This is a genomic window from Tundrisphaera lichenicola (assembly GCF_051175385.1).
Lineage (GTDB): Bacteria > Planctomycetota > Planctomycetia > Isosphaerales > Isosphaeraceae > Tundrisphaera > Tundrisphaera lichenicola.
In genome coordinates this window covers 5,643,440-5,665,943 of sequence record NZ_CP195106.1, presented here as the reverse complement: position 1 = coordinate 5,665,943, position 22,504 = coordinate 5,643,440, and the positions used below count along the sequence as shown (strand labels likewise).

The 22,504-nt window shown below is 62.9% G+C and carries 17 protein-coding genes; 9 read left to right on the top strand and 8 right to left on the bottom strand.

What is annotated here, in order from left to right; translation table 11 throughout:
• Nucleotide 1 precedes the first annotated feature (1 nt).
• On the bottom strand, nt 2-1,123 hold the full coding sequence (locus tag P12x_RS22205; RefSeq protein ID WP_435007033.1) for a Gfo/Idh/MocA family protein: 1,122 nt from the start codon (nt 1,121-1,123) through the stop codon (nt 2-4).
• 110 nt (nt 1,124-1,233) lie between these two features.
• Between P12x_RS22205 and P12x_RS22200 the strand changes: the two genes are divergently transcribed.
• A complete protein-coding gene (locus tag P12x_RS22200; protein ID WP_435007032.1) occupies nt 1,234-2,352 on the top strand; it encodes a Gfo/Idh/MocA family protein in 1,119 nt (372 codons plus the stop codon).
• A gap of 48 nt (nt 2,353-2,400) precedes the next feature.
• Here P12x_RS22200 and P12x_RS22195 read toward each other — a convergent pair whose 3' ends face one another.
• From P12x_RS22195 to P12x_RS22165, 7 genes are all read right to left on the bottom strand, one after another.
• Nucleotides 2,401-3,033 (bottom strand): hypothetical protein, encoded by a 633-nt coding sequence (locus tag P12x_RS22195; protein WP_435007031.1) that lies wholly within the window; start codon nt 3,031-3,033, stop codon nt 2,401-2,403.
• A gap of 179 nt (nt 3,034-3,212) precedes the next feature.
• On the bottom strand, nt 3,213-5,873 hold the full coding sequence (locus tag P12x_RS22190) for an MGH1-like glycoside hydrolase domain-containing protein (RefSeq protein WP_435007030.1): 2,661 nt from the start codon (nt 5,871-5,873) through the stop codon (nt 3,213-3,215).
• 311 nt (nt 5,874-6,184) lie between these two features.
• Nucleotides 6,185-7,171, bottom strand: coding sequence for a glucokinase (gene glk, locus P12x_RS22185; protein WP_435007028.1), 987 nt, complete (start codon nt 7,169-7,171; stop codon nt 6,185-6,187).
• A gap of 92 nt (nt 7,172-7,263) precedes the next feature.
• Nucleotides 7,264-8,403: a glucose-6-phosphate dehydrogenase assembly protein OpcA gene (locus tag P12x_RS22180; protein WP_435007027.1), complete on the bottom strand. Its 1,140-nt coding sequence runs from the start codon at nt 8,401-8,403 to the stop codon at nt 7,264-7,266.
• Nucleotides 8,403-10,013, bottom strand: coding sequence for a glucose-6-phosphate dehydrogenase (gene zwf, locus P12x_RS22175; RefSeq protein ID WP_435007025.1), 1,611 nt, complete (start codon nt 10,011-10,013; stop codon nt 8,403-8,405). Before zwf ends, P12x_RS22180 begins: the two co-directional genes overlap by 1 nt.
• 178 nt (nt 10,014-10,191) lie before the next feature.
• Nucleotides 10,192-11,175 carry a phosphogluconate dehydrogenase (NAD(+)-dependent, decarboxylating) gene (gene gnd / locus P12x_RS22170; RefSeq protein ID WP_435007024.1) on the bottom strand — a complete coding sequence of 328 codons (984 nt, stop codon included), beginning with the start codon at nt 11,173-11,175 and terminating at the stop codon, nt 10,192-10,194.
• Between the two features lie 170 nt (nt 11,176-11,345).
• A complete protein-coding gene (locus P12x_RS22165; RefSeq protein WP_435007022.1) occupies nt 11,346-12,743 on the bottom strand; it encodes a multiheme c-type cytochrome in 1,398 nt (465 codons plus the stop codon).
• 686 nt (nt 12,744-13,429) lie between these two features.
• Here P12x_RS22165 and P12x_RS22160 point away from each other — a divergent pair.
• From P12x_RS22160 to P12x_RS22125, 8 genes are read left to right on the top strand one after another with little or no spacing between them, the layout of a single operon-like run.
• Nucleotides 13,430-14,113: a cytochrome c3 family protein gene (locus P12x_RS22160; RefSeq protein ID WP_435007021.1), complete on the top strand. Its 684-nt coding sequence runs from the start codon at nt 13,430-13,432 to the stop codon at nt 14,111-14,113.
• Nucleotides 14,110-17,145: a TAT-variant-translocated molybdopterin oxidoreductase gene (locus P12x_RS22155; RefSeq protein ID WP_435007019.1), complete on the top strand. Its 3,036-nt coding sequence runs from the start codon at nt 14,110-14,112 to the stop codon at nt 17,143-17,145. The genes P12x_RS22160 and P12x_RS22155 overlap by 4 nt, the downstream gene beginning before the upstream one ends.
• A gap of 4 nt (nt 17,146-17,149) precedes the next feature.
• The gene (gene nrfD, locus P12x_RS22150) at nt 17,150-18,571 is read left to right on the top strand and encodes an NrfD/PsrC family molybdoenzyme membrane anchor subunit (protein ID WP_435007017.1); all 1,422 of its coding nucleotides are present in this window, start codon (nt 17,150-17,152) and stop codon (nt 18,569-18,571) included.
• Nucleotides 18,568-19,128 carry a DUF3341 domain-containing protein gene (locus tag P12x_RS22145; protein ID WP_435007016.1) on the top strand — a complete coding sequence of 187 codons (561 nt, stop codon included), beginning with the start codon at nt 18,568-18,570 and terminating at the stop codon, nt 19,126-19,128. Before nrfD ends, P12x_RS22145 begins: the two co-directional genes overlap by 4 nt.
• 10 nt (nt 19,129-19,138) lie before the next feature.
• Entirely contained in the window at nt 19,139-19,810 is a 672-nt protein-coding gene (locus P12x_RS22140; RefSeq protein WP_435007014.1) for a c-type cytochrome, read from the top strand.
• Nucleotides 19,807-21,093: a hypothetical protein gene (locus P12x_RS22135; RefSeq protein ID WP_435007013.1), complete on the top strand. Its 1,287-nt coding sequence runs from the start codon at nt 19,807-19,809 to the stop codon at nt 21,091-21,093. The genes P12x_RS22140 and P12x_RS22135 overlap by 4 nt, the downstream gene beginning before the upstream one ends.
• A gap of 1 nt (nt 21,094) precedes the next feature.
• On the top strand, nt 21,095-21,568 hold the full coding sequence (locus P12x_RS22130; RefSeq protein ID WP_435007011.1) for a hypothetical protein: 474 nt from the start codon (nt 21,095-21,097) through the stop codon (nt 21,566-21,568).
• Nucleotides 21,569-21,590: 22 nt separating this feature from the next.
• Nucleotides 21,591-22,502, top strand: coding sequence for an SCO family protein (locus tag P12x_RS22125; protein WP_435007010.1), 912 nt, complete (start codon nt 21,591-21,593; stop codon nt 22,500-22,502).
• The last annotated feature ends 2 nt before the right edge of the window (nt 22,503-22,504 follow it).

Genomic DNA, 22,504 nt, shown 5'->3' with positions numbered 1-22,504 from the left:
TTCAGAACGTCGGGATGACCAATTTCTCGCCGTCCTTCAGGGCCGACTCGTGGGCGCAGATCCCCACCATGGTCCAGTTGGCCGAGGTCTCGGCATCGGGCAAGGCCGGGCGATCCCCCTTGATGGCGCTCAGCCAGGCGTGGACGAGATGTGGGTGCGAGCCTCCGTGGCCGCCCCCCTGGGTGAACGAGAGGTGAGTCTCATCATCGGCGTCGTACACGCCCTTGGTGGTGAACCGCTGGATGGGTTCGGGCAAGAGATGGGCGAAGTCGGGGACCGGGACTCGTTTGGGGATCTCGGGCTCGGGGAGTCCGATGGTGTGAATCACCGGTTCCTCGCCCTCGACCTGCTGCCATTCGAAGGACTTCTTCGATCCGTAGGCGTCGAAGCTCTCGCGGTATTGCCGCGCGGTGTTGAACAGGCTCCGGGTCACCTCGGCGCAGACGTCGGTCCCCTTGATCTTGAACGTCGCCGTCTCGATCGCGAACGGGCTGTTGTATTTGGGGATCAGATTCTCATCGATCCGGCCCGATCCGTGGCAGACGACGTGCTCGGCGTGGTGGCCCAGCAATGCCAGGCAGGGGCTCACGCAGTGAGTCGCGTAATACATGGGAGGAAGCCCCTCCCAGTATCCCGGCCAGCCGGCCATATCCTGCTGGTGCGAGCCCCGGAGGAATTGGACCTTGCCCAGCTCGCCCTTGTCGTACAGGTCCTTGACGAAGAGATACTCGCGGCTATACACCACGGTCTCCATCATCATATAAACTTTGCCCGACTTCCGCTGGGCGGCGACGATCTTCCCGCAATCCTCGATGGTGGTGGCCATCGGGACGGTGCAAGCGACATGCTTGCCGGCCTCGAGCGCGGCGATCGACTGCCGGGCGTGATCCTGGATCGGCGAGTTGATGTGGACCGCATCGATCTCCGGGTCTTTCAGGACGTCGGCGAAGTCGGTGAATCGCTTGGAGATCTTCCAGCGCTCGCCGCATTCGTCCAGGTCCTTCTGCGATCGCCGGCAGATGGCGGAGACCTCGGCGCCGGGGTAATTCTGATAAATCGGGATGAACTCGGCCCCGAAACCGAGGCCGATGATGGCCACGCGGATCGGCTTGTCGGTTGCCATGGCGGTCGATGCCCTTCGGTGGTCCGGTGATCGGTTGCGGAACAGCCTGCAGGATATTAATCTCGGAGGCCCAAGGCAAGCGGGCGGGAACCAGTCAATCGGGATGGACGATGAATACTGGATCGAGCGGTAAGGTCCGGGTCGCCATCATTGGCGCCGGGGCGGTCAGCGACTATCACCACGTGCCGGCCATCAAGCTCGACCCTCGTGCCGAACTGGCCGGGGCCTGCGACGCCGACCCGGTCCTCCTGGAGCGGCGGAAGTCGGAGTGGGGGGTCGAGAAGGTCACGACCGATCCCGAGGCTCTCTGCGCCGACCCGGGGGTCGATGCCGTCATCATCGCCACGCCCAACTTCACGCACCTGCCGATCGCCCTGGCTGCGGCGAAGCACGGCAAGCATGTCATGTGCGAGAAGCCCCTGGGAGTGAACAAGGGCGAGGTCCGGACGATGTACGAGGCGGCCCGCGACGCGGGCATCGTCCACATGACGGCCTTCACCTATCGGTTCGCCCCGTCGATGCGATACCTCCGACATCTCCTCAAGTCGGGCTCGCTGGGCACGCCCCGACACTTCCGCTCGCAGCGCTTCCTCGACTGGCCCGAGACCAGTTGGGGCTGGAGGCAGTACAAGGACAAGGCCGGGGCGGGCGACCTCTACGACATGACGATCCACCGGATCGACTTCGCCCTGGACCTGCTCGGGCCTCTGCAGAGCGTCTGCGGGGCCGTGGCCCGGTTCGCCCCTCGCGACCTCACGCCCGACGGCAAGCCTTGCCCGCCGTCCGAGGTGGACGACTGGTCGAGCATGATCGGCGAGTTCCAGTCGGGTGCCACCGGGGTCTGGGAGGGGACGACGCTGGCCAAGGGGTATCATCGCGACGGCTTCGGCCACGAGTGGGCCGAGATCAATGGCTCGGAAGGCTCGGCCGTCTATCGGCTTCACGAGCCCAACACGATCCTCCTGGGCAAGACGGGCAGCGACCTCGCCCCGGTTCCCGTGCCCCCGGAATTCCTGAAGCCCGAGGGGAGCCCCCGCGACCCGAGCCAGGGGAAGCCGGCGACCGTCTTTCGATATGACCTGATGTGGGAATTCGTCTCGGCGATCGTCGAGGGGCGACCCGCCGTCCCCAGCTTCTACGACGGTCTCAACGCTCAGATCATCGCCGATGCCGTCCTCGAATCGCACGCTCGGAGGGCCTGGGTCGATACCCCCCTGGCGGAAGTCTGAGCGAAAGGGCCCTCCACCCGCAGATCGGCGAGTGGAGGGCTGGTCGGATTACTTGGCGTCTTTCTCGGGCGACTTCTTGTCGTCTTCGGACTCATCGTCCATCGGCTCGGCCATGATCTTGATATCCTTGGCGGCCCCGAAATAGATCCGATGCCGGCCATGCTTCCGATTGTCCCGCGACGAGGCGTTCTTCGCCTCGGACTTGCTTATGTCCGACTCGTAACGGACCTCGACGGTATCGCCGATTTCCAGCTTGTCGAACCCGCACTCCTTCTCCTGCGCGGCGGCTCCTGCTTTTTCGGTCGCCATGCATTCGCACACCTTGGTCTTCGGTGCGATGGCGAGTACGTAGACGTTCATCCGTTTCCTCGACTGATCCGACTTTCCGGAAGCCGAGGTCTTGCTTGACTTGGCTACTTTATCGCCCTCGCCTTTGGATTCTTCCATCTCGGAAGGGCGGCCCAGGACGGTCAGGTAGGTCATGGTGGCCGAGACGGCCCGACCGGTCGAGTAATCGATGTCGGTCTCGCCGAGGACCGTCACTTCGGAGACGACTCCCTGGACCGTCTTCTCCTGGGACTTCTTATCCGAGGCGTTCTTGTCGTCATTCCCGGCCCGTGCGGTCGGGATCAGGGCCAGGCCAAGTGTCATGGGAAGGAATAGGTTTCGAAGCGTCATCATGGTGTTCTCCCGTTTGTTCCGCGGAAAGTTCGGAGGAACGGGAGGGCTGCTCGATCGTTCGAGCCCCTCTCGCGTGGGCCCTGGGCCACGCAGGATCTATGCGGGCAAATACAATGCCTTCCTGATGGATTGTTCCGGTCGATCTCGGAGATTTGCCCGCTTTTCCCGGCGATTTTGGCTCAAACGGTCCATTCGTCGATCAGACTGGCGATCAACGCGGTCCATCCGGTCTGGTGCGAGGCACCCAGGCCGGCTCCGCTATCCCCATTGAAATACTCATAGAAGAGCAGATTGTTGCGCCAGTGCGGATCGTCCTGGAACCGCGAGGAGTCGGTGAAGACGGGCCGGCGACCCCGCTCATCCTGGCGGAAGGTAGAGATCATCCGCTGGGCGATCTCGCGGGCCATCGAGTTGAACGGGACCCCCGGATTGTCGGAGTCGCCCACATCGTTGCCGAAGGCCTTGCCGAGCTTTCGGAGCGATTCGATCAGCAGGAAGCTCGTCGGGAACCAGAGCGGTCCTCTCCAGTTGGAGTTCCCCCCCTTGATCCGCACGAGGGCTTCGGTCGGCTCGTATCCCACATACTGGCCGTCGAAGTAGAAGGGGTGTTCCTTGTGGGCCTTCGAGAGGCTCCGGACCCCGTAATCGGAGAGGAATTCGGTCGGGTCCATCACCCGATTGAGGATCCGTCGGATCTGATTCTTGTCCAGGATGGTCAGCGCGTGGGTGAGTCCCCCCTCGTGCTCAACGGTGTGGACCACGCCCTTGACCTGCTCGGGCCGATGTTTCAGGAACCAGTGGAAATTGCTGGAGAAGACGCTGAAGGGCTTCATCCATTCCTCTTCGAGACGCTCGACCGCGAAGAGGGGGATCAGGCCCACCAGCGAACGGACCCGGAGCTTGTGATAGCGGCCGTCGGGGTAGCGCAGGACGTCGTAGAAGAAGCCGTCTTCCTCGTCCCAGAGCGAATAATCCTTGTTACCCATGTGCTTCATGGCCGCAGCGACATAGGTGTAATGCTGGAAGAACTTGGTCGCCAGCGCCTCGTAGGTCGAGTTCTCCTTGGCCAGTTCCAGGGCGATCCTCATCAGGTTCAGGCAGAACATCCCCATCCAACCGGTGGCGTCGGACTGCTCGATCGTCGACCCATCTTCGCAACGCCTCGAACGATCGACCACGGTGATGTTGTCGAGCCCGAGGAACCCGCCTTCGAAGACGTTGTTCCCCTCGCGATCGACCTTGTTGATCCACCAGGCGAAGTTCATCAGGAGCTTGTGGAAGCAGCGTTCCAGCCAGTCCCGGTCCGCTTTCCCCGAGGCCAGGCGATCCATGTTGTAGACCCGCCAGACCGCCCAGGCGTGGACCGGCGGATTGAGGTCGGAGAACTCCCATTCATAAGCCGGGATCTGACCGTTGGGGTGCTGGAACTGCTCGAAGAGCAGGACCCAGAGCGAATGCTTGGCGAAGTCGGGGTCGACCAGCGCGAACGGGACGCACTGGAAGGCGAGATCCCAGGCCGCGAACCAGGGATATTCCCACTTGTCGCAGACCGTCATCACCCTCATCGAGTTGATGTGCTTCCAGTGGTCGTTGCGGATGTGTTGACGTTCGACCGGCGGCGGCCAGTCGGGGTTGTCCCCCTTGAGCCAGACGTCGACGTCGTAAAGGTAGGCTTGCTTGGTCCAGATGAGGCCCGCCAGCGCCTGACGCTGGATCAGCTTATCGTCGTCGCTCGCATCGGGGGGGTGGATCGTGTCGTAATATTCGTCCGCCTCGATCTTCCGTTGGGCGAGGATCGAGTCGACCTCAGCCAGGGGATCTCCGAGGATGCAGGTGTCGGTCAGCCGAAAGCGAAGGGTGACCGACTCGCCGGGGGGGATCCCGTCGAACCGATATTGAATGGCCGACTTCGACCCGTAGCTCTCGGATTTCAGGCACTTCTCGCCGTGGATGATGTGCCGGTGGAAGGCATCCTTGACGTGCGGGCCGTGATTGGGGACCCCGTAAAGCTGTTCCTGGTTGGTTTCATTCTCCGTGAACATGACTCGGCCGCCGCTCGGACCGTAGAGGTTCCGCGAGCCGATCTGGTAGCTCAGCGGGACATTGGATAGGGTCTCGATCATCGAGTCGTCGGTGACCAGGCTCACATAAGTCGGCTTCGACTCGCCCAGGTAAATCTTGGCCGACTTCCCGGGCTTCTCGCCCCAGCCCCAGGTATTCCGGAACCAGAGGTGGGGCAGGATGTGAAGCGGAGCCGGATCCGGCCCTCGGTTGGTGGCCGTGATCCTGATGACGATGTCATCGGTCATCACCTTGCCATATTCGATCTCGATGTCGAAGTAGCGATCCTCGTCGAAGATCCCCGTGTCGAGCAACTCGTACTCGGGTTGGTCGGTCCCTCTCCTGGCGTTCTCGTCGATCAGATCCTGATAGGGGAACTCTCGTTGGGGGTATTTGTACAGGAAACGCGAGTAGGAATGGGTCGGAGTCGCGTCCAGATAGAAGTAGTATTCCTTGACGTCTTCGCCGTGATTTCCTTCGGGGTTGGAGAGGCCAAACAGGCGTTCCTTCAAGATCCGATCGCGTTCGTTCCAGAAGGCGAAGGCGAAGACGATGAGCTGATAACGGTCGCAAAGCCCCGCGATTCCATCCTCGCCCCAGCGATAAGCCTTGCTCCGGGCTTGCTCGTGGGTGAAGTAGGCCCAGGCGTCACCGTCAACACTGTAATCTTCCCTTACCGTTCCCCAGGCTCGGTCGGCGACATAGGTTCCCCATCTCCGCCAGCCGGTATGGCCGTCCGAGATCTCGGAGAGTCTCTGAAGCTCCACGGAGTTCGCCATCGGCTTCTTCATGATCGTTCCTGGGCTGGTCCGGCTCATCGAGGCCGTCGGGTGGGCGAAGTACTGGAAAAAACGAACCCAATCTGGGATCTCAGGTCAGGGCGATGCTTTCGGAGACGTGCGACCTTGCCCGGGAAAAACGAACCCAACCGAACGACGTCGGGAAAACGATCCCAAAGGCTTCGGATTGGGCGAGGCGGGTTTTGGGAAAACTCAAGACCGCTCCATCACTATCAGCGAAACGAGGGCCTGGCTATCCTGCTTTTCTTGGACGGATCGTCGAGAACGGGTTCGGATAGCGCCAGGCCAGCTCAGTGCTGAAGTGCATAATACCCCGCGCCGATCAGCGGGGCCCTGGGGTTGAGGGCGACACTTACGTGAAGATTCTTCATCAGCGATCCGAATCGTCCCTTGGCGAAGAACCCCTTGAGGAAGGCATCGTTCCTCGTCAGGGCGGGGAGTAGCTTGGGGGCGATCCCTCCGGCGACGAAGACCCCGCCGACGGCCAAGGCCTTGAGGGCGAGATTGCCTGCCTCGGCCCCGTAGATCGTGGAGAAGAGGTCGAGGGTTGCCACGCAATTCTGGTCGGTGCCCGCCAGGCCGGCCTTGGCGACCGCCGCGCTGGGGTCGCCTCCCCGGATCTCGTCGGCGAGCCAATCGGGCTCGGGGGCGTGTCCGGTGTCTCGAAAAAAGGAGTAGACATTGAAGAAGCCGGGTCCGGAGAGGACTCGTTCGTAGCTGACGTGTCCGCCGAACTTCTGGCGGAGGTATTTGTGCAGGTCGATCTCGAGGTCGGACTGAGGGGCGAAGTCCGAGTGGCCCCCTTCGGAGGCGATCGGCTGATACTTCTGGCCATCAAAGAAGAGGATGGCCTCTCCCAGGCCGGTCCCGGCGGCGATCACGGCGATGTTTCCCCGCTTCCTCCGGGAGGTCCCGGGGTTCAGGACGTGCTTCTCTTCGAGGCTGAGGTGAAGGGTGCCGTAGGCCGCCGCCTCCAGGTCGTTCAGGAGAGTGGCCTTCCCGACCTTGAGGCTTTCGGCCAGGGCTTCCTCGTCGAGCGTCCAGGGGAGATTGGTCGTCGAGACGTGCCCATCCATGACGGCACCGGCGACCCCGAAGCAGGCCGCTTCGACCTTCGGACCTGGCCCCGAGCTGGCGAACTCGCCCAGGATTTCCTCGAAGGTCGCATGCTCACGGCTCGGATAGGTTGCCTCGCGGACCACCCGGAGTTCTTCCCCATCGGGCTCGAATAACGCGAGGACCGTCTTCGTACCGCCGATGTCGCCGGCCAGGATCATCGAAATCTCTCCTTCGAGAAAGGGACCAATCGCCTCGACGCGATAGCCGCCCTTATCATGCCTGCGTCGTCCGAATCACGTTCGACCCTCGCTCAACCCGCGACGCGACGGGCGAGTTGCTGGGCCACTTGCATACTTTCACGGAACACCTTGTCGGGTTCTCGGTCGGTCAGCTGCCGGGCGATCAATGCCGCAATCCCCGGGGTCGAGGACGAGACCGTCCTCGGGATCTCCGCACCACCGATCGTCACGACCGAGAGGCGGCCGTCGGGCTCGGTGACGAAATCGAGGATCGTCGGACGATCGCTCGGGCCGCTGGTGACCCGGATCCGGGCGATCTCCGGCGTCCCCTCGGGGAGCCGATCAATCCGAAGTTTGACCGGACCATGTGGGGCCTCGAATCGGAAGGCAATCTCGACGTCCTCGTGGATCTTCCCGGCCTGGAAGGTCCAGTTCAGCCGCGATGCCAGCCAGCCGGCCAGCCCCCAGGCCTGGGTGACGGCGTGTGGCCCGTGCTCGATGAGGATGTCGGTGATGTTGGAGAGCACGTCGGGGGCGGTGGCGGGGTCGAGCCCTTGAGAGAGGAGCCTTCGCCAGGATTTGAGCCTTCGCCAGGCCAGGTCCGACGCGATCCGCCACCGTCCGGTTTCCGGGCCTCGTTCGAATCGGTCGAGCCACGACGAGGTCTGGGCGACGCCGCGAGTCGGCTCGGACCAGCCCAGGCTGTCGAAGATCAATTGCTCGGCCGATTCGGCCAGCCCTTCAAGGATTGGCCCGGCCACGGGTGGCGGGGTCGGGCAGGCCCACCAGAGGTTCGTCGGCAAGTCGCCGATCAGGAGACTTCGGACGGCGAAGGGCAGGGCGTCGATGTCCGAAACTCCGGCCTTCAGGGTCACCTGTTCGGAGACCAGTCGGGGGTCATTGTCGACCTGACGGACCTGGACCGACGCGGTCACATCTCCCCGGGGTGCCGTGCTGTCCACGACCAGAAGGAGCACGCGAGCCGGATGGATCGCGATGATTTCGGGGATCAGGCCCTCGATCTGGCAGCCCTGATCGGGATGACTGCAATAGATGATCAGGTTTGACATCCGGACCCGACGGAGCGGGATCGTGGATCGGGACTGGGCGATTTCGAGCCGACGATCGAGCTCGGCATCGACTCGGCCGAGAGGCAGGTGCTGGTCGTCGGCCTCCGACGGGACGATCTGGGTGGTGCCCATGTCGGTCATCAGAGGGTCCTCCATTCCCGCCCGTCGGCCTCGATCAGTCGGTCCGCCTCGGGCGGTCCCCAGGTCCCCGCCCGATATTGCGGGATGAACCGGATGTGACTCCGCTCCCAGTGATCGAGGATCGGCATGACGAACTCCCAGGCCGCCTCCACCGCGTCTCGTCGCATGAAGAGCGTGGCATCGCCCGCCATGACGTCGAGGATCAGTCGTTCGTAAGCCTCGGGCGTCGAGCCGCCGAAGCTCGTGCCGTAATTGAAATCCATCTTCACCGGATAGATCCGGAACTTCGGCCCGGGGAGCTTGGAGGAGATCCGGAGCGAGACCCCTTCTTCGGGCTGGATCCGCATCGAGAGGATGGTCGGTTCGATGGGGACGTCGGGGTGCTGGTTAAAGAGGATGTTCGGCACGTCCCGGAACTGGATGGCCACCTCGCTGGAACGCTTGGGCATTCGCTTCCCGGTTCGGAGATAGAAGGGAACTCCCGCCCATCGCCAGTTGTCGATGTAGACCCGCATGGCCACGAACGTCTCGGTCGTGATCGGATTCGGGATCGGCTGGTTCCGCTTCTGGTAGAAGTCGGTGACTTCTCGAGCGTAGTCGGGGACCTCGCGTCCCCCGATCTCGCCGCGGATGTACTGGCCCCGGACGACCGACGATTCCACGTCGGCATCGGTCATCGGCCGGAGGCACCGGAGCGCGACCGACTTGGCGTCGCGGACCACATTCGGGGCGAGCGACCAGGGAGGTTCCATCGCGGTCATGCAGAGGACCTGGAGCAAGTGGTTTTGCACCATGTCGCGAAGATTACCGATCCCCTCGAAATAACCGATCCGGCTCGCCTTCAACTCTCCGGTCTGATGATCGTAGTGGGAGAGTCCTTCCTCCTCGGCCACGGTGATCTGGACGTGATCGATATATTTCTGATTCCAGAGCGGCTCGAAGATGCTATTGGCGAACCGGAGGACCATCAGATTCTGCACGGTCTCCTTGCCGAGGTAGTGGTCGATCCGGTAGGTCTGCTCCTCTTCGAAGGCGTGCGCGACGGCCGCATTGACCTCCTTGGCACTCTCGAGATCGCGACCGATTGGCTTCTCGACGATCACGCGGGTGAAGGCGGTGGTCTCCTCGGCCGGCTGGACCATCCCGGCCGACTTGAGCCGATCGACGCTGACCTCGACCATCGTCGGGGGGATGGAGAGGTAGAAGATCCGGGCGCCTGGGATCCCGAATTTCTGGTCGATCTCATCGAGCTTCGCCTTGAGCAGGGCGTAGGCCTCGACGTCGTCGAATCGACCCTCGATATACGAAAGGGAGCGGGCAAGGTCGGCCCAGTGTCCCTCGTCGAGCGGTTGTCGAGAGAACGCCGCGATCCCGTCGCGGGCCCTCCGTCGAAACCACTCTTCGGGATCACCTTCGGAACCGATCCCGAAACCAACCACGGCGAAATGTGCCGGCAAGAGGCCGTCGACGTTCAGATTATAAACGGCCGGCATGAGCTTGCGCCAGGCGAGGTCGCCCGCGGCCCCGAAGATCACCAGCACGCAGGGACGCGGCAAGAGCGAATGGGATGTGCCGAGTGTCAGCGGGTTGATCGATTCTTCGGGTGGCATGGGAAGTGGTCTCCGGTCGATCCAGGGCGGACGAGCCGCGATCGCGGATTCGAGAATTCCGAACTCAAGGCGACGAGCCGTGAAGGTACACCGCACCTAGCATACCGGTTTGTCGCGTTCTGGCCGGAAAACTGCAATCCGAGATCGCGAGATCGTCCTCTTCTCCTGGACGGCCCGATCAGCCGCCCGAGGCTCGCTCCACGTGCCCGCCGAACTTGTGACGCATGGCCGAGAGGACCTTCTCGGCGAAGGTGTGCTCCTGCCGGGAGCGGAACCTCGTGTAGAGGGCCGAGGTCAGGACGTCCGCGGGGACGGCCTCCTCGATGGCGGCCTGGACCGTCCATCGACCCTCGCCCGAATCCTGGACGAATCCGGTGTATTCGGAGAGGGAAGGGTTCTCGATCAGGGCCATCGCGGTCAGGTCGAGGAGCCAGGAACCGACGACGCTCCCCCGGCGCCAGACCTCGGCGATCTCGGCGAGATCCAGCTCGTATCGATGGCCTTCGGGCAGTTCCTTGGAGCTGGCGTTCCGGAAGATGTCGAATCCTTCGGCATAGGCCTGCATCAAGCCGTATTCGATGCCGTTGTGGACCATCTTCACGAAGTGACCGGCACCCGACGGGCCGCAGTGGAGATAGCCATCCTCGGCGGTCCCCGGCTTGTTGCCGCGACCCGGGGTGACTTCGACATCCCCCTTGCCCGGGGCTAGCGTCTTGAAGATCGGATCGAGGTGCTTGATGGCCTCGGCCGGCCCGCCGATCATCATGCAGTAGCCGCGCTCGATCCCCCAGACGCCGCCGCTGGTCCCCACGTCGACATAATGGATCCCCTTGGGCTGGATCGAGGCCGCTCGACGGACGTCGTCCTTGTAGAATGAATTTCCACCATCAATGATGATGTCGCCGGGGCCGAACAGCTTGGCGAGTTCCTCGACGGTGGTTTCGGTAGGCCCACCGGCCGGGACCATCACCCAGGCGGCCTTGGGGCCGGTCAACTTGGCGGCGAAGTCGGACAGCGAAGTCGCCCCGATGGCCCCCTCTCCGGCCAGCGTCTTGACGGCCTCCTGGCTGTGGTCGAACACCACGCATTCGTGCCCGGCTTTCATCAAACGCCGGACCATGTTCCCGCCCATCCGACCCAGGCCGATCATCCCGAGTTGCACCGTTCTAGCTCCTTGGTCGCAGCGATATCGATCCAGGTCGGGGAACGTTCCCTGACCCCACTCCGATGAGATTTGATCCGAATCAGTCGACCGCGATCGCGGTACCGGGCTGCGAAAGTCCGGACACATCGACCGATCCGACTCTCCGCAGTCGAGGGATCTGGCGGTCCCTAGGGGGCTTCGACGGGTCGACCACCCAGGGGACTGTCGAAGCCGCGAGGAAACCCTAGCTTCTCCAGATTCGCCCGGACGATGGTCTCGGCCATTTTTAAGATCGACGGGTCCACACCCTGGGCCAGACCGGCACGGGCGATCGCGGAGATCGCCAGGGTCTTCTGGGCTAACTGATCCCACGATTCTGGGGAAGTCGCCTTGTTTTCGGTCCAGTCCTTCAACAGGCCCGCCAGTTCCTCTGAGGTCAGTGATTTCGTTTCGGGAGACTCGATCCAGCCATCCATCACCCCGATTGCCTTGCGGGCGAGCTCGGCCACCTTCGAGGCATCGGGCTCCCCGCGTGTCATCTCCTGCTTCAACTCGGACCAGGGGGCGGTCGCCAGGTCCACTTTCCATCCCGGCTTGACCTTCGATAGCTCCGGGAGCATCGCGAAAGTCCAGGTCGCCCAGGGGAGTCGCCCCGGGGGGGAGACTGACAGGCTACCCCGATCGGGGAGCCAGCTTTCACGGGTCAGGCTGTGATGGCACGAGAAGCATTCGGTCTCTGTAAACTCTGGCCACGGCGCGACCCCCGCCACTCCCTCCGCTCTGCCACTGGCGGCCGACTCGGCCCTCTCGGCCAGGAGTTGCAAGCCCGCCCTGGTCATGACGGCCTGGCCGACTGCCCAGTCGCTCGCCAATTTCTGGTCGGTGCCCGCCTTCTCTCGCCAATGTTTCGGATAGTTTTCGAGGTAAGCGGAGTACTCGAAGTTGAGTCGAGGGTGACCGGCGGCGATCAGATCATGGTTGACGTCGAGACCCTCAGACCTCTCGCCGACATGGCAGCCCGTGCAGGTCCTGGCCCGATCCTTCGCCCCGGCGAGGTCGGTCATCCCGGCCTCGGCCCGAGCCTTCAAATCGGCCCTCCAGGAGGGGGAAAGGTGGGCCTCCTGCCAGTCGCCGGCCGGACCGTGGCAGGCCTCGCAGGAGACCCCGTCGGCGAGGTCGAACTGCCGGAAATCCTCGACGATCGGGTCGACCGTCGCGTGACAGACCAGGCATCGCTTCGACTCGTGAGGTTTCGCTCCCCCCAGTGTGTCCTTGAGCGCACGGGCCATCGCCAGCGATCGCTCCGACTTGAGGACGTCATAGGCCTTCGCATGCGGGTCGAAATAACGCCAGGTGGTCGAAGATCCGTTCTTGATAAACACGTCGCCGTGAGCTGGATCGGTCGGCCCGACCGCGCCGTGGCACCCCCGTGCGGCACACGAGAAGTTGCCCACCAACTTCCAGGGGATCGACCGAGCGGTTTTCTCCTCGGGTCGCGCAGAACCCGGAGTCGCCATCGCGGCCAGGATGGTCCCGGCCCCGGCGAGGGTTGCAATCAGGGCAACTCCGAACTTCGGAGAACTCACCGATCGAGATGCTCGGATCATAACTCGACTCGCCTCTGGGCCTTCATCGCCTCTGGCTCGTCGAGGTTGCCAGACCCGTCCAAGCTAAGCAAGGCCTAATCGGAAGCAGAATTTGGAACCCGAATCGAGCGACCTCGACAACGCGACCGACCAGTTCCTTGGAAAGAGTCTACGACATCGCGGAATTATCAAACCCGAGAATGCGTCTCCCGAAACCAAGAATTTTCCGGCACAGGCGAGCTCGGGCAAACCCGCCATCCTGGCCCATGTGGGATTGTGACCTCCGACTATTCGCGGACGGTTCAGCCTCGATTCGCTCAGATGCTTTTGAGAGGGTTGTTCTCGGCCTGTAGCTCACAATTGCGAGGAGTTTACGAAAGCCGGGCCCGCGAGGGTGCTGCCCTATTGTGGTCGCGGTCGGTCATGCGTTAGGCTCTCGCCTTGTCCAACGGCCGGGAGGGCTCGACCCCCATTGGTATGAGCCGTTCGATGGTCGGGTCGGGCATTTCGGGGCGGGCATCGGATTTGCTTTCCGCATCGCTTGTGCCCGACACATCGACGAGGCATGACCTTTCGAGGTCGCCCGGATACCTCCGCCCGACTACGTTCATGTCAGACTCGAATCGAGCCGAGAGGGGCGGGGATGTTCCCGCCGTCGGTCGCGGGTAGGAAGGATAAGGACCCTGATGGCCCAGGTCTTCCATCGGAGCATTAACACGATTTCGCGGCTCTCGATCGTCTTGGCCGTGATGGTGGGAGGGGCCGTCCCGGCCCTGGCCTACCTCGTGAACAAGTCGCCCAACGAGACCCTGGTGAAAGTCGTCCGAGAGCAGCCGGTCAAGTTCAGCCACGAGCATCATTCTCGGGGCCTGGGCATCGACTGCCGTTACTGTCATACTTCGGTCGAGGTCTCGGCCAGCGCCGGGATGCCCCCGACGTATACCTGCATGAGCTGCCACTCTCAGATCTGGAAGAACGCCCCGATGCTCGAGCCGGTTCGGGCCAGCCTTCGGGAACAAGTGCCAATCCAGTGGAACAAGGTGCATCAGCTCCCGGACTTCGTCTACTTCAACCATGGGATCCATGTCCAGAAGGGGATGGGTTGCACCGAGTGCCACGGGCGGGTCGATCAGATGCCGCTGGCCTGGAAGGAGAAGCCGCTGACCATGGAGTGGTGCCTGGACTGCCACCGCAACCCCGCCGCGAACATTCGGCCCAAGGAGTCGGTGTTCCTGATGGATTGGGTGGCCAGCAAGGAGGTCCTCGACGAGCATCACGTCAAGGACCGGGCGGAACTGGGTTCGAAACTCGTCAAAGACTATGGAATTGAGGTCGGGCGGCTCGATAACTGCTCGATTTGCCACCGATGAGAACGCCAAGAGAAAATCCCGGCGACGACTTGGTGGAAATCCGCGCCGAGCTCGCCAAGGCGAAGTCCGGCGCGGAGTACTGGCGGAGCCTCGAGGAACTGGCCGGGACCGAACGGTTCCAGCATTTCCTCCACCGCGAGTTCCCCGAGAACGCCACCGAACTGGCCAATCCCGAGAGTCGCCGGACCTTCCTGAAGGTGATGGGTGCCTCGCTGGCCCTGGCCGGGGTCTCGGGTTGCGCGATCCGGACTCCCGAGAAGATCGTCTCCTGGGCCAAGTCGCCCGAGCAGGTCGTCCCGGGCCGCCCGCAGTTTTTCGCCACCTCGATGACCTCGAGTGGCCTGGGCACCGGGCTCGTCGTCGAGAGTCATTCGGGGCGCCCGACCAAGATCGAGGGGAATCCCGACCATCCCGCCAGCCTGGGGTCGACGGATCTCTTCGCCCAGGCCGAGACACTGAATCTCTACGATCCCGACCGATCCAAGGTTGTCCTCCACGAGGGGCAGGTCGGCACCTGGGATGACTTCCTGGGCGCGATCGGCCGCGAGACGACCCGGCTCAAGGGTACCAAAGGGGCGGGCTTGCGGATCCTGACCGAAGCCGTCGGCTCGCCGAGCCTGGCCGGTCAGATCAAGCAGGTCCTCGCCGCCTTCCCCGAGGCGAAATGGCATCGGTACGAGTCGGTCAACGCCGACAATGCCCATGCGGGGTCGAAGCTGGCCTTCGGCGAGGTCGCCGATCCGGTCTATCACTTCGACCGAGCCGACGTGATCCTCTCGCTGGACGCCGACTTCCTGGCCTGCGGCGCCCCCGGTCGGACCTCGGACGAGCGGGCCTTTGCGGCCAAGCGCGAGCCCAAGCAAGGCTCCATGAATCGGCTCTACGTCGCCGAAGGGGCCTTCACCAACACCGGTGCCTCGGCCGATCATCGCTTGCCGATCCGACCCGGATTGATCGTCGAGCTGGCCCTGGCGATCGCCAAGGCGGCCGGGGTGGAAGGTGCCCCCGAGGGGAATGGCCTGACCGAGGCGCAGGCCAAGTTCGCCGCGGCGGTGGGGCGTGATCTCAAGGCCCACTCCGGGAAAGCCCTGGTCCTCGTCGGCGAGTCGCAACCAGCGTATGTTCACGCATTGGGCCTGGCGATCAACCAGGCGGTCGGTGCGATCGGGTCCGAAGGGACCGTCCACTTCATCGATCCGATCGAGGTCGACCCGGTCAGCCATGCCGACTCGCTCCGCGAGCTCGTCGCGGACATGAATGCCGGCAAGGTCGAGACCCTCCTGATTCTCGGCGGGAATCCGGCTTACTCCTCCCCCGCCGATCTCGATTTCGCCGGGGCCCTGAAGAAGGTCGCATTCTCGGGCCATCTCGGCCTCTATGACGATGAGACCTCTCAACGTTGCGATTGGCATATTCCCGCGGCCCACTTCCTCGAATCATGGGGCGATGCTCGGTCTTTCGATGGGACCGCTTCGATCGTCCAGCCCCTGATCGCGCCGCTCTACGATGGAAAGACGGCCCATGAGGTCCTCGCGGTCCTGATTAACGAATACGACAAATCACCCCTCCGGGTGGTGATGGAGTACTGGCGGGGTCGGGCGAAGCCCGACTCGAACTTCGACGTTGATTGGCGGACCGCCCTGAATCGTGGAGTGGTCGAAGGAACCGCCGCCGCCGCGAAAACGCTCAAGGTCCAGGAGATCGGGGCGTTCGGGACCAGGCCGAGTTCGGAGGAATCGGAACTCGAAGTCCTCTTCCGCCCCGATCCGAACGTACGGGATGGCCGCTATGCCAACAATGGCTGGCTCCAGGAACTACCCCGGCCGATCACCAAGCTGACCTGGGACAATGCGGCCCTGGTCGGGACGGGAACCGCCGCGAAGCTCCTCGGACTCGCCGCCGACGCCCCGGCGGAGAAGCTGGTCGGCAGCAACGGGCGGATGGCTCGGATCAAGTACAAGGGGCGGACTCTCGAAATCCCGATCTGGATCGTCCCCGGCCAGGCCGAGGGCACGGTCGTGGTCCACCTGGGCTACGGCCGGACACGCGCCGGTCGGGTGGGGACCGGGCCTGGTTTCAACGCCAACGTCATTCGGACCTCGGATGCCCCATCGGGCGGGCCGGGGGCCTCGGTCACGCTGACCTCCGCCTCCTACAAACTGGTCAGCACCCAGATGACCCGATCGCTCGAAGGGCGCGATCACGTCCGGGTGGCGAACCTTTCCGACTTCCTCGCGAATCCCGGCTTCGTGAATGAGGAGCGGGAGCATTCCGAGGAATCCCTCGCCGGCAACTACGAACCGGAGTACGACGATCACTATCGCTGGGGGATGGCGATCGACCTGAACTCGTGCACCGGCTGCAACGCCTGCGTCGTCGCCTGCCAGGCCGAGAACAATATCGCGGTGATCGGCAAGGAGGAGGTGGCGATCGGCCGGAGCATGCAGTGGATGGAGATCGACAACTACTTTGCCGGTGCTCCCGAATCTCCCGACGCCTATTTCCAGCCGCGGACCTGCATGCACTGCGAGAACGCCCCGTGCGAGTTGGTCTGTCCCGTCGCGGCGACCGTGCACGATGCCGAAGGGCTCAACGTGATGGTCTACAACCGTTGCGTCGGGACCCGGTACTGCGGCAATAACTGCCCTTACAAGGTTAGGCACTTCAACTTCCTCGAGTATTCCGACCTCGTCACCCCCAGCCTGAAGCTCCTGAACAATCCCGACGTGACCATCCGGTCACGCGGCGTGATGGAGAAGTGCACCTACTGCATCCAGCGGATCAGCGGGGCGCGGATCAATGCCAAGGAAGAGGGCCGGAAGATCAAGGATGGCGAGGTGGTCACGGCCTGCCAGTCGGCCTGCCCGGCGCGGGCGATCCACTTCGGCGACTTGAACGACAAGACCTCCAAGGTTTCTCAGATCAAGTCCAGCGAGCGGGACTACGCGATGCTCGGCGAGTTGAACACGCGGCCCCGGACGACGTACCTCGGCAAGGTACGCAACCCCAACCCCGAACTCCTCGAGGCTTGACCCGATGCCGCCGAAGGACATGAATCAGGTGTCGGTCGAGGATCGCGAGTTCCCGGTCCTCGGTCCGGGCCAGACCATCACCACGGTCAATGACACGATTTCCGACGCCGTCCTGAAACGTCCCTACACCAAGGGATGGATGGTCGGCGCGGCGATCGGATTCTCTCTCGTCAACGTCTTGTTCATCGCCGTGGCCTACCTGCTGTTCTACGGGACGGGAGTCTGGGGGATCACGAGGCCCATCATGTGGGGCTTCGCGATCATCAACTTCGTTTGGTGGATCGGCATCGGCCACGCCGGCACCCTGATCTCGGCCATTCTACTGCTCATGAAGCAGGACTGGCGGACCTCGATCAATCGGTTCGCCGAGGCGATGACACTGTTTGCGGTGGCCTGCGCCGGGATGTTCCCGCTGCTTCACATGGGGCGTCCCTGGTGCTTCTACTGGATGGGGCCTTACCCGAACACGATGGCCCTCTGGCCCCAGTTCCGGAGCCCGCTGGTCTGGGATGTGTTCGCGGTCTCGACTTACGCGGCCGTCTCGGCTCTCTTCTGGTTCGTGGGCCTGATCCCCGACCTGGCTACCTTCCGCGACCGGGCCAAGAACAAGCTGGCGCGGATGATCTACGGGGCAGGGGCGATGGGCTGGACCGGCTCGGCCTGGCACTGGAAGCGCTACCAGACGGCTTATCTCATTCTGGCGGGCCTCTCGACTCCGCTGGTGGTCTCGGTGCACACCATCGTGAGCTTCGACTTCACCATCGGGATCATCCCCGGATGGCACTCGACGATCTTCCCGCCGTACTTCGTGGCGGGGGCGATCTACGCCGGCTTCGCGATGGTGCTGACCTTGATGATCCCGCTCCGGAAGTTCTACGGCTTCCAGGACTTGATCACGATGCGTCACATCGACAACATGGCCAAGGTCATGCTCGCGACCGGGATGCTGGTCACCTACGGATATTTCATGGAATTCTTCATGGCCTTCTATAGTGGAAGCAACTATGAAGGATTCTTGATGCTCAACCGGCTGGCCGGGCCTTACGCGGTCTTCTACTTCGCTCTGCTGATCTGCAATTGTGCGGTCCCGCTGACGCTCTGGGTCCGCCCCTTCCGGCTGAACCTGATCTGGCTCTGGATCGTCGCCATGTTCGTGAACGTGGGGATGTGGCTGGAGCGGTTCGTCATCGTCGTGATGAGCCTCCACCGCGACTTCGTCCCCGGTGCCTGGGGGATGTATTACCCAACGGTCTGGGACTGGGCGACCTATCTCGGGACGATCGGCCTGTTCTTTACGCTGATCTTCCTCTTCGTCCGGGTCCTCCCGGCGATCGCCGTCTCGGAGATGAAGGAACTGGCCCACGTCAAGGGCGGTCACCCCGGCCAGGAAGAACACGCACCCGTCCTCGAGGGCCATCCAGCATGACCACTCACGCTCATGAAGAGATAGAAGTCGGGATTTACGGCCTGCTCGTGGAATTCCTGACTCCGGAAGCCCTGCTCGAGGCGGCCAGGAAGGTCTCGGAGGCGGGCTACAAGAAGGTCGACGCCTACTCTCCATTCCCGGTCCACGGCGTCGCCGAGGCCATCGGCGCGAAGACGATCCTCCCCTGGCTGATCTTCGGGGGGGGCGTCTTCGGGGCGATCAACGGGTTTGGCATGCAGATGTTCGGGTCGACCATCCACTACCCGATCAACATCGCCGGCAAGCCGAACACGATCGATACCTGGCCGTCATTCATGCCGGTCACGTTCGAACTGACCGTCCTCTTCGCGGCGGCCACGGCGGTCTTCGGGATGCTCTTCTTGAACGGCCTGCCCCGCCCGTACAACCCGCTATTCAACGTCCCCGAATTCGCCAAGGCATCGCAGGATCGCTTTTTCCTCTGCATCCAGGCAGACGATCCGAAGTTCGATCACGACCAAACCTCGCGGTTCCTGGAAGGCCTGGAGCCGACGTCCATCTCCGAAGTCCCGTTCTGAAAGGTTCCGGATGCGGATCGGGAATGACACCAAGTCTGACGCCCCTCGCCTGACGACCTCTCGTCGGCTCGCGGGCTGGCTCGCGGCCTGCTGCCTGATCCTTCAGGCGGGGTGCCGCAAGGATATGTACGATCAACCCAAATATGAGGCGAACGATCCTACGACGTTCTTCTCCGATGGGACTTCCCAGCGGCCTGCCGTTGCGGGGACCGTGGCTCGCGATGAACTCCATCTCGACTCGGTTTATTACCTCGGCAAGACCGCCGAGGGGAAAGATACCGAAGTCTTCCCGATGGCGGTCGACCGAGACCTGATCGAACTGGGCCGCGAGCGTTACCAGGTATATTGCACCCCTTGCCATGGGGGACTCGGCGACGGTCGCGGGATGGTAGTCCGTCGGGGCTTCTCCCCGCCTCCCTCGTTCCACGCGGAATATCTCCGGAAGATCCCGGTCGGCCACTTCTTCGACGTGATCACCAATGGCTACGGTGCGATGTACTCGTACGGGTCGCGCGTCCCGGTGAAGCATCGATGGGCCATCGCCGCCTATATCCGGACGCTCCAGTACAGTCAGGATGCCAGTCCCGAAGACCTCACCCCGGCCCAGCAGAAAGCCCTGGCCGAGGCCGACAGGTCAACTAACCCCGACGAGAGCCGGCGACTGGCCGAGGTCACGAAATGAACCCCAACGGATCTCTCCTGCCACTGGTCGATCGACTTCGATCTCGAGCCCTCGTGGTCGGCGTCGTTGGCGTCGCCCTGACCTTGCTCGGCGCGTTCTTCAATCGCGAGCAATTCGACCGGGCTTATCTCTACTCCTTCGTCTTCTGGATGGGGATCTCGCTCGGATCCCTGGCCCTGCTGATGCTCCATCGGCAACTCGGAGGGGCCTGGGGCTTCCTGCTCCGTCGCCCTCTGGAAGCCGGGGCCATGACTCTTCCCCTGATGCTCCTCCTCTTCGTCCCCGTCCTGGTCGACCTGGATAAGATCTATCCCTGGGTGAACCATCCGGAGGCTGGGGAAGCCGCTCCCGAACACCTCGAGAGCGCCCCCGTGAAGGTCTTCAAGGCCGCTCCCGCCGGGGCATCCGGGACGCTGCGTGAGCCCGTCAAGTACGAGGCGTTCGATGCCTCCGGCTTCAAGAAATGGTGGCTTTCCCCGATCACCTTCACGGTTCGGACCGCGATTTATTTCGCGATCTGGATCGTCCTGGCCATGGTGCTGGTCATCGGGTCGCGTCGCCAGGATAAGTCCGGCTCGACTAACCTGGCTTACGGACTTCAGAGTTTCAGCGCTCCCGGCCTGGTCCTCTACTTCTTAACCACGACGTTCGCCTTCGTCGATTGGGGGATGTCACTCCAACCAGAGTGGTATTCTTCGATTTACGGGGTCCTGATCATGATCGGCCAGGTCGTCTCGACCATGGCGTTCATGATCTGCATCGCGGCTATCATCTCGGGTCGGGGAGAGGTCGAGGGGCTCGATAAGCCCGAGACCTTTAATGACCTGGGCAACCTTCTCCTCGCCTTCGTCATGCTCTGGGCCTACATTTCCTTCTCGCAGTTCCTGATCATCTGGGCCGGGAACTTGACCGAGGAAATCCCCTGGTATGTGCGACGGCTCCACGGCGGTTACGAGAATATCGGCCGGTTCCTGATGCTGTTCCATTTCCTCGTGCCGTTCCTGATCCTGCTGGCCCGGCCGCTCAAGCGGAATATCTCGGCGCTTTGGAAGATTGCCGCCCTGGTCTTGTTCGCCCACCTGATCGATGCCTACTGGTTGATCGTCCCCTCGTTCGGTGTGGAAATGACTCCGCTCCGTCCGAATTTGCTCGACCTGGCCGCCCCCATCGGGATCGGCGGGATCTGGCTGGCGACTTTCCTCTGGTTCCTCAAGGGTCAGCCCCTGATGGTTGCCCACGACCCCGAACTTCTGCCCGCCCTCAAGCAAGCGGGAGGCCACTGACATGGAATACGAACCTCCGCCCCGGGACCCCGAGAGCGATGCTCGCGGACACGAGCTTCGCGATGTGGCGATTCGCCCGGTGCTTTACTTCCTGATCGGATTGATGCTTTTTGGTGGCGTCCTCCAGATCGTCATGTCCCGGATCATGGTCGGATACGTGAAGCAGGACACCAAGACCGGCGTCCTGCCGATGGCCGTCTTGAGCGATCCGGGCTCCTCGGAACCGATCTCGCCGTTGCCCCCGCTCCAGCGAGATACCACGGCCGACATGCTCCGAATGTATAGCGAAGAGGATCGGATCCTGAAGGTGGCCCAGCCCACTCGCGACAAGCGGACTGGTAAGCTGCTCGTCTCCATCGACGAAGCGATCCAGATCGTCGCCAAGAAGGGCCTTCCTCATCGCGATGCCCCGCTCAAAATCGAGCCGGAGTATCACTATTCGGAGAAGGCGCGGGCCTATCGGTCGGCCTACTGAGACTGGAAGGATGACGAATTCCATGATGCCTTGCATCGATCACCGGCCCCTCCAATCCGATCGGCCCCGCCGTCGGCGGGGTTCGGCGTCGAAGGCGGGCCGAGCCTTCCTCGCGGCCGTTTGCGTCGTGGTCGGCTTCGGGACCCTCGCCCGGGCCCAGCCCGGGGGCGTCTTGAAGGACGTGGCCTTCGACCAGCATCTCGATACCCAGATTCCGTTGACATTGCCGTTCAAAGATGGCGAGGGTCGTGACGTTCAACTCTCCGACTACTTCGGCAAACGTCCCGTCTTCCTGGTGATGGGCTACAAGAATTGCCCATTGCTTTGCTCGCAGGTCCTCGGCGAACTGACCCGGAGCCTCCGCCCGCTCGATGCCTCGGTGGGCAAGGATTTCGACATCCTGAGCGTTAGCATCGACCCCAAAGAATCTCCCGAACAGGCCGATGCTCAACGTCGGATTTACCTGAAGCGATACAATCGGCCCGGTTCCGAGTCGGGCTGGAATGCCCTCGTCGGTAGTCAGGAATCGATCCAGCAACTGGCCCGGGCGATTGGGTTCAAGTACGAGTTCAGCCCGAGGACCGGCAAGTACGCTCACGCCGCCGGTTTCGTCCTGTTGACCCCCGCCGGTCGGATCTCACGCTACTTCTTCGGCGTCGAATATCCGGCCCGGGAGCTGAAGTATGCGATCGCGCAGGCGACCGAGAGCAAGATCGGTTCCCCGATTAACAAGCTGATCCTGTATTGCTACGAATACGACCCGACGACGGGCAAGTATACGTTTGCGATCATGAACACGATCCGTGTCTTCGGGGTTGCCACCGCCCTGGCCCTCGGCACCTTCTTTGTTGTGATGGTTCGGCGCGATCGACGGATGGCCCGGGCGACCAGGGCCGCGACCCCCGAACACCCTCCAGGACCGGCGACCCTTTAACC